An 18,983-nucleotide genomic window follows, 5' to 3' on the forward strand; every position below is an offset into this window, starting at 1 on the left:
CCTCAACGCCTTCCAGATCGCCTTCGACGGCCGCCTGACCCCCACCAACCAGCGATAACTCAACAACCAAGATCAGCCGTTAAGTTGACACACCCCGAAGTCGGTGATGATCAGTCCGCTCTGAGAACGGTCTGTTTGCCGGCGGCCCCTGATGCTTCGCCAGTTACTGGTGACGTCAGTTGGACCGACTACTTGAACCAGTAGCGGACGCCGCGGTGGCGGGAGCAGGTGCCCTGCGAGTGCCGCGAGTAGGACACGCTGGCGTCCTTGCACTTCGCCGTCTCGTACTTGTCCACTGGCTTCTGGTGATGCGTCCAGCCGCACACCCCGGTGGTGTGATGGACACAGTGGTGCGCGGTGTTGGTGGACGGCAACGTCGCCGCCGACGCGGCTGGCGCGCTGAACAAGACTCCCGCGAGAGCAACAGCAACGGCTGAAGCAGCAAGACGTGGACGCAACAAAATCCCCCTTTTAGATCAAGCAAGTGCAGCGGATCTTATCGCCGCTCTTGTGACTTACCGGCTGGTATCGGGCGAATGCATGCAGCACTCCACGGGCATCGAAGTGGTACGCACGCGCCCCTGCGGGTCGATGGTGCCCTGGGCGCCGCACCGAGACCTCGCCGCCGCCCTGCACCGCCAAGCCGCCCACGACACAGCCATCCCCGAGGACCTGGCCCCCGGAGAACGGCTCCCGCGCGGCGCCTCAATGCAGCAGGCCGCCATCCCGGTTCGCCGAAGCAGCCGGCGACGGCTACGGCGAGCACAACGTGATCCAGCTGACCGCGTGGCAGGTGGCAGGGCTCGGGAAGCCTGCCTACATCCGGCTCTGGGCCGTCACGCTCCTCGCATCAGCGGGGATTATCCTGGCGCTGCCTAGGCCGTCTCGGAGCCCGCGGCCTGCTCCCCGTATTGCGGGAATGGCTGGCTCCGTTCTTCGTTCCTGCGGTTACGGCTCGAGCGGGTTGAGGGGGCTTACCCCTGTGCCGGTGTACAGGCGGGGGGCCAGAGAGAGCAGCGTGGTGTCGTCACCATTCTGCTGGTCTACGAGGACGGCGGCTGCGGGGTGCAGGATTCGCCAGTCGGCCTGTGGCCAGGCTCCGGCGACCAGGGCGTGTACCTGGGTGAAGTCGGTGGTGGTGGTGAAGCGGCGGTTGAGGATGTGCTGGCCGGCGCCGGGTTTCTCGCGCTCGGCGGCTGTGGCGGACAGTACGGGGATCACTATCTCGGCATAGCCGTAGCTGGCTTCGATGTAGAGGCCGTTGAGGAATTCGTCGCCCTCGGCGAGCGCGCGGATGCAGGTGTGGTCGAGCAGGACACGGATCACGCGGCGTGGTGCTCCTGACCGAGGTTCTGCAGGAATGCGCGGGCCCGGTTGCGTGCCTCGTCGGAGACGGTCACGCCGGTCGCCTGTCGGACTTCGTCCAGGGCCTGTTGGGCGCGTTGTTCCTTTTCTTCCTCGGTGAGTTCGCGGCCCACCAGTTCGGCCAGGAGGTCGTTCATGGTCGTGCCGCGTTCGCTTGCCAGGACCTTGAGGCGGTCGCGGACGTCCTTGGTGGTCTTGATGCTGGTGTCCTGCTCTCCCATGAAAAGCATTCTACCGCGAGTAGAGAGGAGAGGTGGTGCGACCGCTGCGGGAGGGTGACTGGGCACGCCGCCCCAGCCCTGCCCAACTCCCGCTCCACTCCCCACCGCCAAGCCGTTGACCAGGAGAAATACAGAAGTCCGGCTGGAGTACTAGGCTCAGCTCCATGCCCGCGCCGGCGCCCGACCCTCGCATGCAGTCCCTGATCAACTGTCTTCGGCCGGGGGCTGTGAGAACGGTGAAGGTCACCGGGTTCGACGGAGCGGACGTCCTGGTGCAGCTCGTAGATGCCGAAGGAGGGGGGACTGAGATCGGTCGGATTCCTCGGCAGGAAGCGTCGATGCGTCGGATGGAGCATCCATCCGAGGTGTTTGAAGTCGGCCAGGAGATCAATGCCGAAGAGATTGGGCGCTGGCGCGAGGGTCAGCTTCACCTTTCTGCCAGGGCGTGCGAGATTCCGGCCTTGCGGGCCTTCCTCCTCGCGTTCGAACGAGGGCAGGTCGTCACCGGGACGGTCTCCGAGGTTCACAACTTCGGGGTCTTCGTTCATGTCGATGGCGAACCGGACGGCCTGTGCACCGGCTTCATCCGGGTGCCGGACCTGACGTGGGGCTGGATCAACCACCCCTCCGAGGCAGTCGAAGCCGGCCAGCGGATCACCGCTGAGGTGATCATTGCGGAGACGCGCTCCGGACAGGTCACGCTCTCCTTGAAGGCTCTGCAGGAAGATCCACTCATTCGGTTCGCGGATCAGGTCGGCCGGGTTCTCACCGGGCCGGTCACCAAGATCGTTCCTTTTGGTGTGTTCGTGCAGCTTGCTCCCGACGTTGTGGGCTTCCTTCATCTCTATGAGCTGACCGACGAGCCGGTCGAGACTCCGGATCAGCTTGTCAATGAAGGCGAGCTGATCATTGTGAAGGTCGCCGAGGTCGATCTCCAGCGTCACCGGGTGCGGCTGGGCGCCGCTGGTGCAGCGGACAGAACCTAGCGAACTGGTTCCAAGCTGGCAGGGTGGCGGGAAGCCTGCCAGCACTGGGGCGTACTCGCGACCTGCGAGGGGCTTGCGATGGGTGACTTCTTCGAGCGGATCATCGACGTTGAAGCGACCAGTCAGGCGGCGGGGCCGCTTGCAGAGCGGATGTTTGCCTGGATGGTCGACCAGGGCCGGGTCTGAACTGGGCCCGGTCCTTGGGTGTGCCACTATCGTTCGTTCGCCCTCGAGCAGTCTCCGGCTCGAGGGCGAACGAGTTGTTCAGTATCGCTGCGACATGCTGGCTTGGATGCTGGAGATCAGTGGAGCGATCTTTTTCATCCGGAGGGGGTTACCTGGGAAGAGCAGCGGATGCCGTGGTGCGGCTTCAAGAGTGATTTCCTCCCGGTTGAAGCTGACAGTGATGCGGGCCAACCATCTAGCACGTGCACCCAGGTCGACTTCCCAGCAGTCGGGGCCGCTGGGCCTCAGTTCTCGTACACCGGGCACGGACCGGATGGCTTCGGCGGCGTGATCACCGTGTTCGGTGGCATCGGCTGAGTTGAACGTGAGGCGGTGTATTGACCGCAGCGAGGCTGCTGTGATCCCGCGCGTCCGGCGTAGTCGTATGAGGTGCGCTCCGGTGATCACTGCGGCGATGGCGGCTGCTCCGATCGGGGCTCTTTCCAGAGCGTGTGCTCCAGCCTGAGAAGCGGGGTAGAAGAACACCCCTTCAAGGAACAGAAGGACAGCCAGGCAGAGGAAGAAGAACGCGAACTGCGCGGCCAGCATGGCGATTGCGAACATCGCCGCGCTTCTCTCCCCCTCGTCTTCTCTGGTCACCAGCAATTTCTTCCTCCGACCGCTTCGGGATAGAGCGGGGTGTAGAACGTCACCCAGCGCTGCGCGATCCAGTGGTACGACGGCAACGTGGTTTTCATCGCGAAGCATATGTGGTGATTGTGTGCACGGTCCGCCGCGTCGATGATGGCTGACGTCATGACGGCGAAGTAGATGCCGATGGCCGCTGCGCAGTAGGGATTTCCGTCGCACAAGGCCAGTCCCAGTAGGGTGCCGATCGCTGCGCCTACCGCCGCGGTGGTCCAGCCCCAGTCGGCCATCAGATTGTACAGATGGTTGCTTCCCCAGTGGCTCAGATAGAAGGTGCAGGTGATGTAGCCGCACGTGGAGTGGCCGTGCGGGAAGGTGAAATGCCCGGAGATGTCGCTGTTGTTGACGGGGTTTTGGTCAGCGAAGTCGTAGGCGTTCGCACTGCCTCCGGGGACGGGGTCGTGTTGGTCGAAGCGGCCCAGGTAGGGGTTGTAGCCGCGCACGCCCATGAGGATCTGACCGGCTTGGCCGGCGCTCTCGCGCTGAGCGCTGGCCGCCCATCCGTATGAGGGCGTCGTGCCGGCTTCCACCAGTCCGAATTCGGTGTAGGTGTCGGTGGAGGTGATGGAGTTGCTGGCAAGGTCCTCTGTGGCCATGAGATCGCCGTGCAGATCCATCAGTTGCAGTGAGACGCCGGAGGCTGTGACGGTGGCTACCAGATGATCGTCCGGTCCCAGCACGTTGCGTGTCCAGGCGCCGTTGGACGCGGTGATCAGATCCGGTTTGTCGGATTGGTTTGCGAAGTCGTTGGTGAGGGTGATGCCGCTGCCGGTGACGGCCGTGGTGGATACGCGAGTGCCCGTCGGGTCGAGCGTCCAGCTGCTGGTGCTGCCGGCCTGGGTCTGGCTCGCGAGCATTCCGTTGGCGTAGTACGTGGCAGTCAGGTCACCAGAACCCCCAGCGTTGACGGACGGGGTGGTTGTGATGTCCCCGAGCGTGTCGTAGGTGAATCCTGCATCAGTGACCCGGTCTGCCGCGTCGTACGCGTGGTTTTCGGTGGAGCTGGTGCTGGTCTGGCAGGTGCCGTCCGTGTTCGGAGCGCTCGTCGTCAGGTGCGTGCGATTGGAATCAGCGTCATAGCCGTAGGCACGGGTGGTGCATTGGCCTGACTGTGTGTCGGCTACGGCGGACAGTCGGTCTGCGGCGTCGAAGGTGTAGGTCTTGGTGGTGGACAGCACGGAGCGGTTGGTCCAGTCGCCGGCGGCGTTGGTTTGCACGGTATCCGTCAATGAACCGGACCAGTTGCTGTTGGTGTAAGCCAACGAGGATGCGGCGCCTGCCGCGTCGAAGGTGTAGTTCGCCGTGGTGCCGCCGGGATAGGTCTGGGTGACGAGATTACCGTCCGGGTCATAGCCGACGCTGAAGGTGCCGGCAAGTGAGTCCGTTTCGCTGGTGAGACTGCCGTCGTGCACGCTTCCGCCGTTGTAGGCGTAGGTTGTGGTGTCACCGCTGTCGTTCCGGCTGACGACGCGTTCGGCCAGGTCGTAGGTGTAGTTGGTGACTCTGCCCGTCGCGTCTGTGTAGCTGCTGGGGTTGCCGAAGTCGTCGTAGGCGGTTGCCAGGTCGGCCGTTGCGTTCCCGGAGGAGTCCAGGGACTGCAGGTCGGTGGGCAGGCCCGTCGTGGAGCTGTAGACGGTCTTGGCCGGAGGCACTGCGGTTCCCATGCCGCTTCCCGTCGTGGAGACGGTGCTGCGGGTCGTGCGCCCGGCTGCGTCGTAGGCGGTGGTCGTGGTGCGGGTGGAGGTAGTGCTGTCCGCCGCGGTGTAGGTCTCGGTCGTGGTCAGTGGTTGCAGGTAGGTGTTGTAGGTGTAGGTGGTGGTTGGAAGGCTTGCAAGGCCGGAAGTGTTCGGCTGGGCGGCGGGCTTGGTCTTGCAGATGAGGTCGGCCCAGGTGGGCTGGTTGCCGCAGGCGGCGTCGGCACTGTTTGTGCCGGCGGTGTAGTAGATGGTCTTGGTGGTGCCGGTGCCGGTCTGGGCGGTGTCGCTGGGCTGGCTGCTGGAGATCTGCAGTGGTTCGCCCCCGTACAGCGAGGAGTCTTCGTTGAAGGCGACGGTGTTGGTGATGTTCAGGTGGCCGGTGCCGGGATCGGTGACGGTCTGCAGGGGGGTGTGGAGGGTCCAGCCCTCGTTGTCGCTGCCTTTGGTGTAGAGCGAGCTGGTGGTTCGGCTGTCGACGTCGTCGCTGCCCGGCACGGAGGTGTCCAGGCTGGCGCTTATGGTCTGGCTGGTGACGAGCTGGTAGGGGTTGCCGTTGGCGTCCTTGTCGCTGTTTGGGGCGCCTTGGTCGTAGACGTCATGGGTATGGGTGCGGATGGTCTGGATGCTGCCTGCTGCACTGGCCTGGTGAGCGGGTCCGTAGCTGTCGGTCAGTTCGGTGCCGTCGCTGCTGTAGAGGTTCTCGGTGTCGAGCTGGGTGGCGACGGCGGCCGAGGTGCTGCCTGCTGCGAGGGCTGTGGCGCGGTTGGCGGCGGTCAGCTCGCGGACGGTGTTGCCGTTCTGGTCGTATTCGGTGGTGGTGATGTTCCAGCCGTTGTTGTAGGTGGCGGTGTTCACCTCCCGGCCCTGGGCGTCGTAGTAGAGGATCTGGGCGTAGGTCCAGTCCGTGGGCGGGTTGGTGAGGGGGGCATGGTCGGGCGGGAAGACGGCGACGGCGGAGACAGGGGTGTCGGTCTGCGCCCAGCCGGCGGTGGTGGAGGCGTTCATGTCGGCCGGACCGCCTGCGGCGGTGGTCAGCGGCACGCTGTAGGCGATGGCGGTTTTGGCGATGCCGCCGCCGTTGGCGCTGTTGTGGGTGCGTGAGACGGAGGCGAGCTTTCCGTAGTCCGCGCTGCTGCTGGTGTCGTTGTAGGCGAGCACCCAGGGCGCAAGAGAGCCGGCGGCGGACTGGGCGGGGCTGATCTGCGTCAGGCGCCCGTAGTCGGCGTCGCTGCTGTTCTCGTCATAGGTGTAGGTGGTCACAAGGGCGGGGCTGACGCGCGGGTCCCACTCGGTGGACAGGCGCCCGGAGGCGTCGTAGGTGTACTTGGCGATCGCGGTCTTGGTCAGGGTGGTGCCGTCGGAGGTAAGGAAGTCGATCTCCGAGATGTTGCCGGTGGTGCTGTCGTAGGTGAACTGCAGCCCGCGGCAGCCGGTTGCCCAGCTGCTGCTGGTGGCCGGGTAGGGGCAGGCGGTGGTGGCGGCCTGGCTGCTGGCCGCGTTCGGGGCGACCATGAGCATCAGTTTGCCCTGCGTGGCACCGCTGTTGGGGTCGTAGATGAACCCGGTCGCTTTGGCGCTGCCCGGCTGGTTGACCGTTGCGGGCAGGTACAGTGCGCTGGTGCCGCCGGTGGGGGCGATGAAGGTGACCACGGTGCCCGTGGTGTCGGCGAGCGTGAATCCGGCGGAGCCCTTCGTCAGGGTCAGGCCGCTGGCTGCGGCGGGGCCTTGGCCCGTGTAGGGGGTGGTGCCGTTGCTCGCGGTTCCGGCGGCGAAGGTCAGTTCCGAGCCGTCGTGTCCGGTGAGCAGGGCGTAGGTGCCCTTGTCGGTGACCGAGGCCCAGGAGGCGCTGGTTCCGGCGACGGGCAGGCTGGTGGTCCAGCCGGGTCCGAAGCCGCTGCTGGTCGCAGCGGGTTTGAGGGAGCTGAAGGTGCGGTCGACGGACAGGCCGGAGCCATAGCTGGCGATGCTGACGTCGGTAGAGGTCACGGAGGCATTGCCGGACTGCAGGCCGATGGTGACGGGACCGGCTTGGGTGGTGCCGAAGTCGGTGCCGGTGCCGAGGCGGTCGAGGGTGACGTTGACCGCGGGGGTGAGGGTCGTACTGCCGTCGCTGGCGGAGAAGACTGCCTCAACTTGGAGCAGGCCGTCGTCGTTGACGGTCCGGGCCAGGTTCCAGGTCAGCGTGGGCGTGGTGACGTCGTTGGTCTCGGCGGTGGTGTTGATCGGCCAGGAGGAAATGGTCGTGCCGTTGTTGGTGACCGCAGAGGCGGGGATGGTGGTGAACGTGCCGCTGGTGCCCACCCGGTACTTGAAGGTCACCGTGGTGGCCCCCGGCGGTGCGGTGGCTTTCAGGGGCAGGGTGGTGGAGGTGGCGGACTGGTCGGCGGGGCTGGTCATGCCCGCGCTGCCGACGCCGAAGGAGTAGTTCGTGGTGGTGCCGTTTTTGTTGGCCTTGCTCACGGCGTGCACCGACAGGGTGTGATAGCCGGCCGCAGGGTTGATCGGGATGCTGGGGGCGGTGCCGGAGACGTAGGTCGATGTGCCGCCGTCCAGGCTCCAGGCGTAGCCGGCGACATTGCTGGAGGTGTCGCTGAGCGCGCAGGTGGTTCCGCCGCTGATGGCAGCCGTCCACTGCCCGCTGGGGTAGCCCGTGCAGTTGACGGAGGGTGCGGCGGGGGTCGTGGTGTCGATGGTGAGGGCCTGGGCCGTGGACCAGGCCGAGTAGTTCTGGCCGTCGTAGGCCCGCACCTGCCAGGTGTAGGCCCCGTCGGAAAGCGCCGTGGACGGCTTCCAGGTCGCGGCCGAGCCTGAGGTGACGAAGCCCGTGGTCCCGGACGCCTTGACCGTGGACCCAGCCAGGATCTGGTAGGCGAGCTGCACCGTGTCGCCGTTGGCGTCGGTGGCCGAGGACGACAACGTCGGCGTGCCCGTCGAGGTGTAGGTGGTGGAGCCGGAGAGGTCGGACGGCGTCATCGACAGGTTCGTTGGGGTGGCCGGCGGGTTGTTGTACGTGATGGAGAACGTCGGGTTGTCCGAGAACCGGACGAAGTCGACATCGTTGGTCTCGGTCGCGTTGTACAGCCCCAGCGTCCAATGGTCGTTGTGGATGTTGGCGATGGTCTGCATCCCCGCCGTCAGGTCGAAGGCCACCGACAGGTTCGGGCTGGAACTTGTCGTGGTGAACGCCTTCGACACGTTCGGGCTCGGGTAGTTCGGGTTCGTGGAACCCGTCGCCTTCGCCGGCTGGTTGTTCCACGTTGTTGAGGAACTGATCGACGCCATCGAGAACACGTTCACAGTGGTCGAGTTCGACCCTGACGCCGCCGCGTACACGACCTTGGAGTTCAGCGTTGCCGAAATGATGGTCGCGCCGTAGATCGCCGATGGAACGCTCAAGTTGTAGAAGGTGCGTTCGATCCCTGTCGGGGATGAGAAGCCCTGGTTCCCCGTCGCCAGGCCGCCGCTGCCGCCGGTGTCGTAGTTGGAGACCGTCGGATATGCCTGCTGCACCTCGTCGTAGTGCAGCGTGGAACCTGAGGCCGGGTGCGGAGTGAACGCCGGGTCGATGTAGACCGGGTAGGCGGTAGAACCCCCCTTCAGCACGGATGGGTCAGGGGAAAAGGTCAGGCGTCGGCCCTTCAGCGCGGACTTCACTCGGCCGGTGTGCGCCCGGGAGCCGGGGGCTGCCGCCGTCGAGACAGTCGAGACCGTGTCGCTCTGCGTGTGAGCGCTTCGCTGACCAGAGCCGGCGCTTGCGGGCGTGGTCGTGGCTGCGTCGGTGGCGGAGTCCCACATCAGCGGCGCTGGCGAAGTGACCAGCTCCCGGCCGTGCTTGTCCTTCATCTTGAGGTTGCCGCCGGCATCCTGCGACAGCGATGTCCCCGCGCCGTTCACAGTGTTCAGCGCGAGGGTGGCGAGTTGCGGATCAGCTGCCGCCTTCGCGTTCTTGACGACCAAGGTCTCTTCGACGCCGCCTGCAACTGTGACCGCAACCCGCAGGTCCACCCCGTTAGGCAGTACGTTCGGGTAGGTCGCGGTGTCACCCGAGAGCACCGGCTTCGGGAGTACGAAAGGCCACGACAGCGACAGCTTCCGGCCATCTACCGTCATCGTTGCCAGTGGACCCTCGCCGCCGCCGGAAAGCGTCAGAGGCGACTCCGCCCGGACCGGAACGACCGCGCCGGACTGCGTTCGCTCCAACCGGGCGTCCAGCGCAGCCCATCTGCCGTCGCGTTTGACCCAGCGTGGCTGCGCCGACACCTTGTAGCTGAATGTCCCGTTGGGGTTGGCGAAGGTCTGTGACGCGTCCGTGCGGTCGTTCAACACCTCTACCGGCGAGTGCTGGGCCTTCGCCGCCATCAGTGCCGCCAGTGCGTCCGGCCGTGAAGCCACCGGTTGTACCTTCTTGTGAGTTCTGGGTGCGGCCTCGGCCGTCGAAGCACCGACAGTGGCCCCCAGCAGCGTTGAGACCATGGCACCGGTCACCACCACCGCTATGCCACTACTCCCATGCGGGGGTCTCAGTCGCCCCGCGCGTCTGCGCGATCTCATTTCGATTCCCTTTCACCGCCGAAGACGTGCGCAAGATCCTTATGTCGCACATACAAGCTGCGTGATCATGCCATCCCCTCACCGGTCCGACGGCTGGCTCTAAAAACCATCAAAGCCGCGCAGGTCCTGCTGATCTGATATATCGTCAGCAAGTCACCCTTCGTGATCCGCTTGGCCTGAAACGGCCCGTCGGGTGTAACGCTCCGTGATCAAATTGGGTGGTCTTCCAGCGGATGACCAAGGGGGTGCCAATGAAAGGCCGAGAGACCATTACAAGATCATGATGGAATCTGATGACAATCCGGGCTATTCCGTCAGAGGTACTGCCTGTCGGATGAAGGTGGCGGCGGTGGACGCCGAACGCGGCATGGTCTCCCAGGCCCGCGCTGGCAGCTCCGGAAGCTGCCGTATGGCTCGCCGCTCTGCCCCGCCTGCCGTTCGCTGACGACGAGTTCGAAGCCGTGATCGCAACTTCGTCCTCAACCATGTCGGGCGGCCTCGGGAAGCCCAGAGGGAGTTGCGGCGGGCGACGCGTCCTGGCCAGCGGATGGCCGCCACTATCTGGACCGTTCCCGCGGCCGCCGGGTCGGCGCTGCTGGGCAGCCGGGTCACCAGGGCCTGGCGGCGATCGTCTCCGAGCAGGGTCAGGTCCGCCAAGAGCAGGTGTGGGCGGCAACCCCGTTCGTGAGACCCGAGACTGTACGGCTGGCCGCAGCCCAGCCGTGAGCGGCAGGCTGCCGGCGTGGCCCCGCGGCCGTGCCTACGCTGCCCCTACCGCCTCGATGCCACCGGCTCCGACATCCAGGGCGAGGCCGCCGCCCTGCGCCCTTCGACGTCACCCGCCGCACCGCCCCGCAGCATCTGGCGTTCGGCTACGGCGCCCACCTGTGCGTCGGCGCCGAACTCGCCCGCATCGAGGCCCGCATCGGCCTGCAGCAGTTGTTCGCCCGGTTCCCGTCCCTGCGCACGCCAAGAGCGACCCGACTCTCGTCCTCGCCACCGCCCGCATCCGCGGCCGTGCGGCCGCCATCGCCACCTACGGCACGATGGCCGTCCCCATCCTCGAAACACCAGCCGCGTACACCGGCTTTCGCACGGCAGTCTGACGGCGCCGGCCCAGCACCTCGGCCACCGTCTCACGAGCCTGGGCCAGACGCTGAAGCGTCAGCTCCGCCGCAACGAGCGTCTCCCGAGCCTTCAGCACACGGAGCACCGACGCCACCAGCCACCTCCACGAGTGAGACGAGCGGCCAAACCACACCCATCTCTGTCGCCAGCGACCGGAGTTCACGCGCCCAGACCTCGAGCCAAACAATCACGCTCGGAATGTGGATGGCGTCTATAAGGACACAATGAACGGCAACCCAGTACCTCGTATGGCCGCAACGACAGGCAACATTCAAACGAGTCCCATGGCGTCTGAGGTGGTGACTGGCAGGAAGTCGGCGATCGGACCGAGCGTCGGGTCGCACTAAATAGTGAGTGTGTAACTCGTGTATTGAGGTGGATGAACAATGACCAGCCGCACAGCGCAGGATCCGACGCCAATCCGAGTGAAGCGATTTCACGATGGTAGCTACGCGATCTCCGTAATCGACCGTGAAAGCGGAAATTTCACGATGATTGAAGGGTCGCAATCGCGGGCGCGGATCGTTCAAGTGCAAGGCGAATACTGGAAAGAGTGTGTCACCGGTCCAATCGATTTCTCACCGGAGTCAGCCTCACGAACCGTCGCATTTTCCGGCAGTACCGAGTCGGCGTGAGGGCGATCCGTAACCGCGTACCCTTCTGGCACGGTACGAGAAGATAGCCTTCGCTTGGCTGACGGTAATTTCGAACGCGCCACTTCTTGGGCATTCAGCGGCGGCCACAGCGCTCGTGCCATTTGGAACACGGCTGAATCCGGAGAATTCGTCCGAGTTGATCGCCTTGGAGAGATCGAGGAGACGATCCGTTTCGAATGTGCATCCGATGGGACTCTTATGGCGTCAGCGTTCGACGCTGATATGGACCTACGTCGTACCACGAAGAGTCAATTCCTCCCTGGCGGCATGGTAGTGGCTGCATCTGACGATTCACCCGGTCCAAGTTCGACGACAACCACCGGGACGGTTCAGGTCGGTTCCAGTAAGATTGATATTCGAGTCGAAGTTCAAAGTGACAGGACAGTGCACATCACGATGAATGGTAGCGACCCGGCCGGGAGTACTTTGGCGTCGGACCAGACCATCAGGTCGGATGGCAGTGGCGCCTTCAGTCAAATCTCCAAATCACCCGCAGGCGCGGGAACAACTGTCACAGTGTCGGCAGCTGGCGAGTTCACGCCAGCAGGGGGAACTGGGTTTCAGACGATCGAGGCCAAGGACAATGCCACCGGTCTGAGCGTTTCTGATACGACAGGTATCAATTCCGCAGGCGAAGATTTTGAGAGATCTGGTGTCGCCGACGGGAACGGTAACGAATCGATGACTACCGTGACCTGGCATGCGGACGGCGGGGCCACGATTACAACCGTCTCTAAGGATTCCGACGGTGAAGTATCCGTTGAGTCAGGTGATATCGACAAAGATGGAAATCCAGTGTCGTCCAGCCCCGAGGGCGGAAGCAGTGGAAGCGACAGCACCGGAACCAGCGGAAGCGACGGCACCGGAACCAGCGGTGATGAAAGTGGCGGACCGGGAGGTGGTGAAAGTGGGGAGACAGGCGGAGAAATGCCATCGGGCGACGGCACAGACGAAGGCCCTCCCTCCATTGGTTTCGGAAAGTCACAGTCCGTTTTTGGCGACGGATTCGGCAGCCCCTTCCGTCCCGGGCTCGGCGGTAACCGCAACGGCGGCAACGGCTTCGGCGAAGGCATCGATCCCGCCGAACTCGGCCGCATTCTCGTGGGAGATGTTGAAGACGGCGGCGAAGCCCTGGGCGAACCAGGCGGGCCTACTGGACGTCTTGTGAGCGACAGCAATCGCCACCCCGCAGGCACCGTTGCAGTGGAGGACTGGGGGGAGACAACCGATCCCAGGGTGCTCATCGCCACCGTTGGCTTCGTCGCCGGTTCACAGGCAGCAACCATCGCAGAGCAAGCCCGACAACAGATGTGAAGAAAATTTGCCATCGCGGATTCCTGCCCCTACGATGGTCTACTTCCCATCGAATTCGATGAGCTGATCACCGAACGAATCCATCACCGCAACGCTGGTGGCCGCGCCCTCAGAGCGACGTGCAGAGGTTTCTTCCCTTAGGATCAGAGAAGGCGCATGACACCGACGACCTTGCCGAGAATGTGGGCTTCGTCGCCGGGAATCGGGTCGTAGGCAGGGTTGCGGGGCATCAACCACACCTGGCCGTCCTGCCGGCGCAGCACTTTCACGGTGGCCTCGTCGTCCAGGAGTGCGGCGACGATGTCGCCGTGGTCGGCGCTGTCCATCCTGCGTACGGTGACGATGTCGCCGTCACAGATCGCCGCGTCGATCATGGAGCCGCCGACCACAGTCAAGGCGAACAGGTCACCGTCCCCCACAACTTTCCGAGGCATCGAGTAGACGTCTTCGACCATACCGGCCGCGATCCGTCCAACGAGCGGTACATCAACCGGCGTCTCGCCCCTGTTTCCCAGGTCGGGTGCCCACGAGGGCCTCACCTGGTAGGCGCGGGGGTGTGCGGGTCGCGGTAGAGGACGCCCTTGCGCTCGAGGGCCATCAGCTGGTGGGCGACCGAGGACGTGCTGGCGAGGTCGACGGCTTGGCCAATCTCCCTCATGGACGGGGGGTAGCCCTGCCGGTCGACGGTTTCCGTGATGAAGCGGACGATGGCTGTCTGGCGGCTCGTCAGCTCTCCCTCCGCGGTCCGAGGGCCCGGCGGTCGGCCCCGGCGGACAGGCACGTTGTTCTCCATCCGGACACCTCCGCGCAAGATCATTCGGAACGACCCTAACCCGCCACCTCCCATAAATGGAACACCTTGTCGAATTTCTGTATCCGGGATAACCGGTATTCGGTGCGCGTCCTGCAACGGGTGGCCTGCCGCAGCGAAGAGTGAATGCCCGCGCATCGCAGAACAGGTTCCTGTGTCCGCCTCCGGTGCCCCAACGCCGGACTCGCTGTCCTGGCCGTGAGCGGTGGATCATTGCCATCGGGGTGTCGGCGTACCGTCCGGGTCCAGGCCGTACGGCCACAGTCTCTTCAACACCTCGGTGATGTCGTACCTGCCGTTGTTGGCGGCGTGCTGTGCCAGGGTTTCGGCGCTCTCCCGGTCCCCGGCCTCCTCCCGCAGCCTGGCGAGGTGGTACATGGGCTGGGCGTCGCCGTAGTGGATGGCCTGCTGTGCCAGGGTTTCGGCGCCTTCCCGGTCGCCGGCCTGTTCCCGTAGCAGTGCCAGGCTGTGCAGGGCGGAGGTGCTGCCGTGATCGGCGGCGTGCTGTGCCAGGGTTTCGGCGCTCTCCCGGTCCCCAGCCTCCTCCCGTAGCAGTGCCAGACGGTACAGGGGCTGCGCGACGCCGTAGTCGATCGCCTGCCGGGCCAGGGTTTCGGCGCCTTCCTGATCCCCGACCCTCTCTCGCCGCACGACGAGTCGGTCCAGGGCGTTGGTGTCGCCGTGCTTGGCGGCCTGCTGTGCCAGGGTTTCGGCGCCTTCCCGGTCCCCGGCCTTCTCCCGCCGCAGTGCCAGACGGTCCAGGGCGTTGGTGTCGCCGTGCTTGGCGGCCTGCTGTGCCAGGGTTTCGGCGCCTTCCCGGTCCCCGGCCCTTTCCCGCCGCAGTGCCAGGCGGTACAGGGCCCGGGTGGTGTGGTTGTCGGCTTCATGCCGGCCCAGGACCTGGATGCTCTCGCGGTCCCCAGCGTCTTCTTCCTGCCGAGCCGGGCCGGTACTGGCGTCGATGTTGGCAGCCTGCCGATATAGACTCTCGGCGCCTTCCCTGTCCCCGGATCTCTCTCGTCTCTTGGCTATGCGGTAGAGGGCGGCCTTGCCGTGGTCGGCGGCCTGCCGTGCCAGGGTTTCGGCGCCTTCCCGGTCCCCGGCGTCCTCTTGCAACTCGACCAGACGGTACAGGGCCTCGGCGTCCCCATTGTCGGCGGCTTGCCGGTAGAGGGACATGGCGCTCTCCTGCTCCCCGGCCTCCTCCCGCAGCCTGGCGAGGCGGTACATGGGCTGAGCGTCGCCGTAGTCGATGGCCTGCCGTGCCAGGGTATCGGCGCCCTCCCGATCCCCGGCCTCCTCCCGCCGCACAGCCAGGTCGTAGAGGGCGGAGGTGCTGCCATGATCGGCGGCGCGCACTTGAAGGTGGTGCGCCCATTGCAGGCGGTGTCGGCTTCTGGCTGCATAGGTGAGATTGTCCAGGTCATCTGGGTGGGTGAGATGTTGGTGGGCGGCGTACCAGAAGGAGGAGGGCGGGCACAGCTGTGCGCGGGTGGTGCGGCCGTGTTGTTCGAGGTAGTCGGCGAGTCGGAACACCGGCCCCGCAGACCGTGGCGACGGCGGAGCCGCAGCTGTGGGGGGAGTGGGCGGGCGGCGCAGGGATCGGGGGCTGGTGCGCCGCAAGGGGGCTTGTTTGCCATGGACGAGTTCGGCGAGTTCGGCGTAGGCGGCTTCGGCCCAGTCGTCGGCGAGCTGGTCGTAGTCGATTTGATTGAGGTAATCGGTGGCGGCGTCGGTGAGGAAGGCCTGCGGCAGGTGCAGGCCGACGCCGAGGCGGCGGGCGTCCATTGCCGCTTCCAGGAGTGCTCTGGCTGCCGGGCTTCCGGCGTGGTATCGGTTCAGGAGTGCGGGGCCTCCGGCAAGGTCCTGTGTCAGGCGTCCGTCAGTGTGGGCTCGGCTGAGGGCGTCGGCCAGCAGCCGGTCACCGTCCTCGGCCAAGACGGTCGCCGCGGTCAGGGCTCGAGCGTCGAAGGCATTGGGGACGTTCACGGTGCGTCCGGCCAGTAGTTCCCGCACCCGGCTGTGTGGGTCCTGGGTGCCGACTGCCGGCAGGGCGGTGTACTGCTTGACGTAGTCGGGCCAGAGTGTGCACAGCACGAGGACCGGCCCCCGTTGCGGGCTGGTCAGCAGGTGGTGCACGGCCGCTGCGATCCGCTCACCGGCCGTCGGGTGACCGAGGTAGTGCTGGGCTTCATTCAGCCACACCACCGTCCGTGGGCCGACACGGTGCAGGTCCTCCAATGCGGCCTCCGCCCGCGTGGGATCGAAGGGATGCCACAGTCGCCACTCCGTGCCAGCGAGGGGCTGCACGGCTTCCCAGCACGCCCGCGTCTTGCCCGTCGACGACTCACCCACCAAAGCCAGCATCCGGCTGTCGCCCTGCTGGACCTCTTGCACAGCCTCCGCGAGGATCCGGTCGTGCTCGCGGACCACATAGCCGGGCAGCATGTGCTGCACCGGCGAGTCGGAGCCGTCTTGGGCGATACCGGCTGGATGGACCTCCAACGCGTGCGGATCCCACTGCCCGATCGGCCGGCCCAGCCCCAGCGGTTTGTTCTTGCCGCCACCGGCAGCGACTCGCTGCAGCTCCAGCAGGTCTTCAACTGGCAGTTTCAGCGCGCCGGCCAGTGCCGCCACCGTCTGGCGTGAGGGCACTGGCCCGTCGGCCTGGAACGCCTCCGACACTGTCGTGCGCCCCAGCCTCGCCCGGCCAGCGAGTTCCGTCTTGTTCAGCCGGATGCGGGCCAGTCCGGCTTCCAGCCTCCTGCGCAGTTCGGTGAGGGCCTCATTGCGGCCGCTGTCCTCGTCGTGCACGTGCTCGCCCCCGGGCCGTGAAGTGTTCGCCGGTGTTCATCTTCGTCGCGGCGAACCCCGGCGAACACCACTTCGGCGAGCTTCGTCCACGTCAACACCCCACCGCTTGACGGGAGTCTGCCGTGAACGTCGCTGTCGTCCTCCTCACCACCGCACTCGTGATCGTCGTCGCACTGCTGGCTGCCGCCGGCGCGGGCAAACTCGCGCGCATGGATGGCGCCACCTACCCTGCCGCCATCACCCGCGCCGCCACCGCCTTCGCCGCGGTCCTCACCCTCGCCGCCGCTCTGGCCAGCGTCTTCGCCACCCTCTTGACATGACCCTCATGCGCCCGCCGTGCGCGGCATCGGGCATTGTCAGTGGCGGCGTGCAGGATGACGGGCATGACAACACCTGCAGCTGTGATCACGGATTCCGCCGCCTACGCGCAGGCGGTCGAGGACGCGGTGAAGGCGTCCGCCGCCTACTACACGGGCGGCACGTCCGTGCTGGACGATGACGCGTACGACCGGCTGGTACGCGGCATCGCCGCGTGGGAGGCCGATCACCCTGACCAGGTGCTGCCAGACTCTCCGACGGGGAAGGTCGCCGGCGGCGCCGTGGAGGGCGATGTCCCGCACACGGTGGCGATGCTGAGTCTGGACAACGTGTTCTCGGCGGAGGAGTTCACCGCCTGGACAGCCTCCCTCACGCGGAGGATCGGACACGAGGTCGAGCGGTTCAGCGTCGAGCCGAAGCTGGACGGTCTCGCGGTCGCCGCCCGCTACACGGGCGGCCGCCTGAGACAGCTGATCACCCGCGGGGACGGGACGGCCGGGGAGGACGTCTCGCACGCGATCGGCACCATCGAGGGCCTGCCCGACCAACTCGCCGAGCCGGTCACCGTCGAGGTTCGCGGCGAAGTCCTGATGACGACCGCGCAGTTCGAGCACGGCAACGAGGTGCGCACCACGCACGGCGGGCAGCCGTTCGCCAACCCGCGCGGCGCCGCGGCGGGCACCCTGCGCGCCAAGGAGCGCGCCTACACCGTGCCGATGACGTTCTTCGGCTACGGCCTGCTTCCCCTGCCCGACACTGAGAACGAGCTCGCCGCGCGGCTGGGCGAGCTCGCCCACAGCGACCTCATGGTGCAGGCCGCCGCGTACGGGATCAACACCACCGCTGGGACCGCGGTGCCCGGCATCACCGCCGACACCGTCGAGCAGGTACTGGCCAGGGTTGAGGAGATCGCCGCGGCGCGGGCGGAGTTGCCGTTCGGGATCGACGGGATCGTCATCAAGGCCGACCTGGCCGCCGACCAGCAGGCGGCAGGAACCGGGAGCCGCGCGCCGCGGTGGGCGATCGCCTACAAGCTGCCGGCCGTCGAGAAGATCACCCGGCTGCTCGATGTGGAGTGGAACGTCGGCCGCACCGGCATCATCGCCCCGCGCGCGGTCCTGGAGCCGGTCGAGATCGACGGCGTCACCGTCACCTATGCCACCTTGCACAATCCGGCCGACATCACCCGCCGCGACCTGCGCCTGGGCGATCACGTCATGGTCCACCGGGCCGGGGATGTCATCCCCCGCATCGAAGCCCCGGTCGCCCACCTGCGCACCGGCGACGAACAACCCATCGTCTTCCCCGAGGTGTGCCCGCGCTGCGGTTCCGCCATCGACACCAGCGAGCAGCGCTGGCGGTGCGAGCAGGGCCGCAGCTGTCACCTGGTGGCTGCCCTGTCCTACGCGGCCGGCCGCGACCAGCTCGACATCGAAGGCCTCGGGCACACCCGCATCGTCCAGCTCGTCGGCGCCGGCCTCGTGGCCGATCTCGCCGACCTGTTCGCCCTCACCCGCGACCAGCTCCTCGGCCTGGAGCGGATGGGTGAGACCAGCACCGACAACCTGCTGGCCGCCATCGCCGCGGCCAAGGCGCAGCCGCTGTCGCGGGTGCTGTGCGCGCTCGGGGTGCGCGGCACCGGCCGGTCCATGTCCCGCCGCATCGCCCGGCATTTCGCCACCATGGACCACATCCGTGCTGCCGACGCGGAAGCGATGCAGCAGGTCGAGGGCATCGGCACGGAGAAGGCCCCGTCGATCGTGGCCGAGCTCGCCGAACTCGCCCCGCTCATCGACAAACTCGCCGCCGCCGGGGTGAACATGACCGAACCCGGCGCGACACCGCCCACCTCGGACGGCGACACCGGCGAGGCCGACGGCAACGCCGAGCATGCAGGCGGGCCGCTGGCCGGGATGACCGTGGTCGTCACCGGTGCCATGACCGGCCCCCTGGAGAATCTCAGCCGCAACCAGATGAACGAGCTCATCGAACGTGCTGGCGGCCGTTCCTCCTCCAGCGTGTCGAAGAGGACCACGCTCGTTGTCGCCGGGGAGGGTGCGGGGTCCAAGCGGGCCAAGGCCGAGGATCTTGGTATCCGTCTGGCCGCCCCGGCCGAATTCGCTGCGCTGGTCGCCGACTACCTGAACTAGGTATCTGCTCAGGGTCGTACGGCGCCGTGCGTGGCCTCGACCAGCCGACTGCAAAGAGGACGAACGCCTGCGCACCCTGCCGCCTCCCGTGGACGCGTC

General features: G+C 66.3%; 12 protein-coding genes and 1 pseudogene. 6 read left to right on the top strand and 7 right to left on the bottom strand.

What is annotated here, in order from left to right:
• Positions 1–188: 188 nt before the first annotated feature.
• The 3 genes from ACWCQ1_RS41120 to ACWCQ1_RS41130 form a co-directional block, all read right to left on the bottom strand.
• Positions 189–461, bottom strand: a complete 273-nt coding sequence (locus ACWCQ1_RS41120; protein WP_451028743.1) for a DUF3761 domain-containing protein — start codon at positions 459–461, stop codon at positions 189–191.
• Between the two features lie 487 nt (positions 462–948).
• Positions 949–1,326: a PIN domain-containing protein gene (locus ACWCQ1_RS41125; RefSeq protein ID WP_451028744.1), complete on the bottom strand. Its 378-nt coding sequence runs from the start codon at positions 1,324–1,326 to the stop codon at positions 949–951.
• The gene (locus ACWCQ1_RS41130; RefSeq protein WP_451028745.1) at positions 1,323–1,586 is read right to left on the bottom strand and encodes a ribbon-helix-helix protein; all 264 of its coding nucleotides are present in this window, start codon (positions 1,584–1,586) and stop codon (positions 1,323–1,325) included. Before ACWCQ1_RS41130 ends, ACWCQ1_RS41125 begins: the two co-directional genes overlap by 4 nt.
• A gap of 164 nt (positions 1,587–1,750) precedes the next feature.
• On the opposite strand from ACWCQ1_RS41130, the gene ACWCQ1_RS41135 reads away from it, so the two are divergent.
• On the top strand, positions 1,751–2,572 hold the full coding sequence (locus tag ACWCQ1_RS41135; RefSeq protein ID WP_451028746.1) for a S1 RNA-binding domain-containing protein: 822 nt from the start codon (positions 1,751–1,753) through the stop codon (positions 2,570–2,572).
• 264 nt (positions 2,573–2,836) lie between these two features.
• On the opposite strand, the gene ACWCQ1_RS41140 is transcribed toward ACWCQ1_RS41135, so the two are convergent.
• Entirely contained in the window at positions 2,837–3,397 is a 561-nt protein-coding gene (locus ACWCQ1_RS41140) for a hypothetical protein (protein ID WP_451028747.1), read from the bottom strand.
• The gene (locus ACWCQ1_RS41145; protein WP_451028748.1) at positions 3,394–9,099 is read right to left on the bottom strand and encodes an RHS repeat-associated core domain-containing protein; all 5,706 of its coding nucleotides are present in this window, start codon (positions 9,097–9,099) and stop codon (positions 3,394–3,396) included. Before ACWCQ1_RS41145 ends, ACWCQ1_RS41140 begins: the two co-directional genes overlap by 4 nt.
• A 1,350-nt stretch (positions 9,100–10,449) precedes the next feature.
• Between ACWCQ1_RS41145 and ACWCQ1_RS41150 the strand changes: the two genes are divergently transcribed.
• The 3 genes from ACWCQ1_RS41150 to ACWCQ1_RS41160 all read left to right on the top strand — a co-directional run bounded on the left by ACWCQ1_RS41150 (position 10,450) and on the right by ACWCQ1_RS41160 (position 12,791).
• Positions 10,450–11,049, top strand: coding sequence for a cytochrome P450 (locus ACWCQ1_RS41150; RefSeq protein ID WP_451028749.1), 600 nt, complete (start codon positions 10,450–10,452; stop codon positions 11,047–11,049).
• Between the two features lie 158 nt (positions 11,050–11,207).
• The gene (locus tag ACWCQ1_RS41155) at positions 11,208–11,456 is read left to right on the top strand and encodes a hypothetical protein (RefSeq protein ID WP_451028750.1); all 249 of its coding nucleotides are present in this window, start codon (positions 11,208–11,210) and stop codon (positions 11,454–11,456) included.
• A gap of 54 nt (positions 11,457–11,510) precedes the next feature.
• Positions 11,511–12,791, top strand: coding sequence for a hypothetical protein (locus ACWCQ1_RS41160; protein ID WP_451028751.1), 1,281 nt, complete (start codon positions 11,511–11,513; stop codon positions 12,789–12,791).
• A gap of 143 nt (positions 12,792–12,934) precedes the next feature.
• Here ACWCQ1_RS41160 and lexA read toward each other — a convergent pair.
• Both lexA and ACWCQ1_RS41170 read right to left on the bottom strand, forming a co-directional pair.
• Positions 12,935–13,608: pseudogene (gene lexA / locus ACWCQ1_RS41165) on the bottom strand (transcriptional repressor LexA).
• A 204-nt stretch (positions 13,609–13,812) separates the two neighbouring features.
• Complete coding sequence (locus ACWCQ1_RS41170; RefSeq protein WP_451028752.1) at positions 13,813–16,416, bottom strand: hypothetical protein; 2,604 nt, start codon at positions 16,414–16,416, stop codon at positions 13,813–13,815.
• Between the two features lie 122 nt (positions 16,417–16,538).
• Between ACWCQ1_RS41170 and ACWCQ1_RS41175 the strand changes: the two genes are divergently transcribed.
• A complete protein-coding gene (locus ACWCQ1_RS41175) occupies positions 16,539–16,736 on the top strand; it encodes a hypothetical protein (RefSeq protein WP_451028753.1) in 198 nt (65 codons plus the stop codon).
• Positions 16,737–16,799: 63 nt separating this feature from the next.
• Positions 16,800–18,884, top strand: coding sequence for an NAD-dependent DNA ligase LigA (gene ligA / locus ACWCQ1_RS41180; protein WP_451028754.1), 2,085 nt, complete (start codon positions 16,800–16,802; stop codon positions 18,882–18,884).
• Positions 18,885–18,983 lie beyond the last annotated feature (99 nt).

Source organism: Streptomyces sp. NPDC002144, from assembly GCF_053593695.1.

Coding starts and splice junctions, on each gene's coding strand:
- ligA (WP_451028754.1), top strand. CDS start 16,800: ATGACAACACCTGCAGCTGTGATCACGGATTCCGCCGCCTACGCGCAG.
- ACWCQ1_RS41130 (WP_451028745.1), bottom strand. CDS start 1,586: ATGGGAGAGCAGGACACCAGCATCAAGACCACCAAGGACGTCCGCGAC.
- ACWCQ1_RS41135 (WP_451028746.1), top strand. CDS start 1,751: ATGCCCGCGCCGGCGCCCGACCCTCGCATGCAGTCCCTGATCAACTGT.
- ACWCQ1_RS41155 (WP_451028750.1), top strand. CDS start 11,208: ATGACCAGCCGCACAGCGCAGGATCCGACGCCAATCCGAGTGAAGCGA.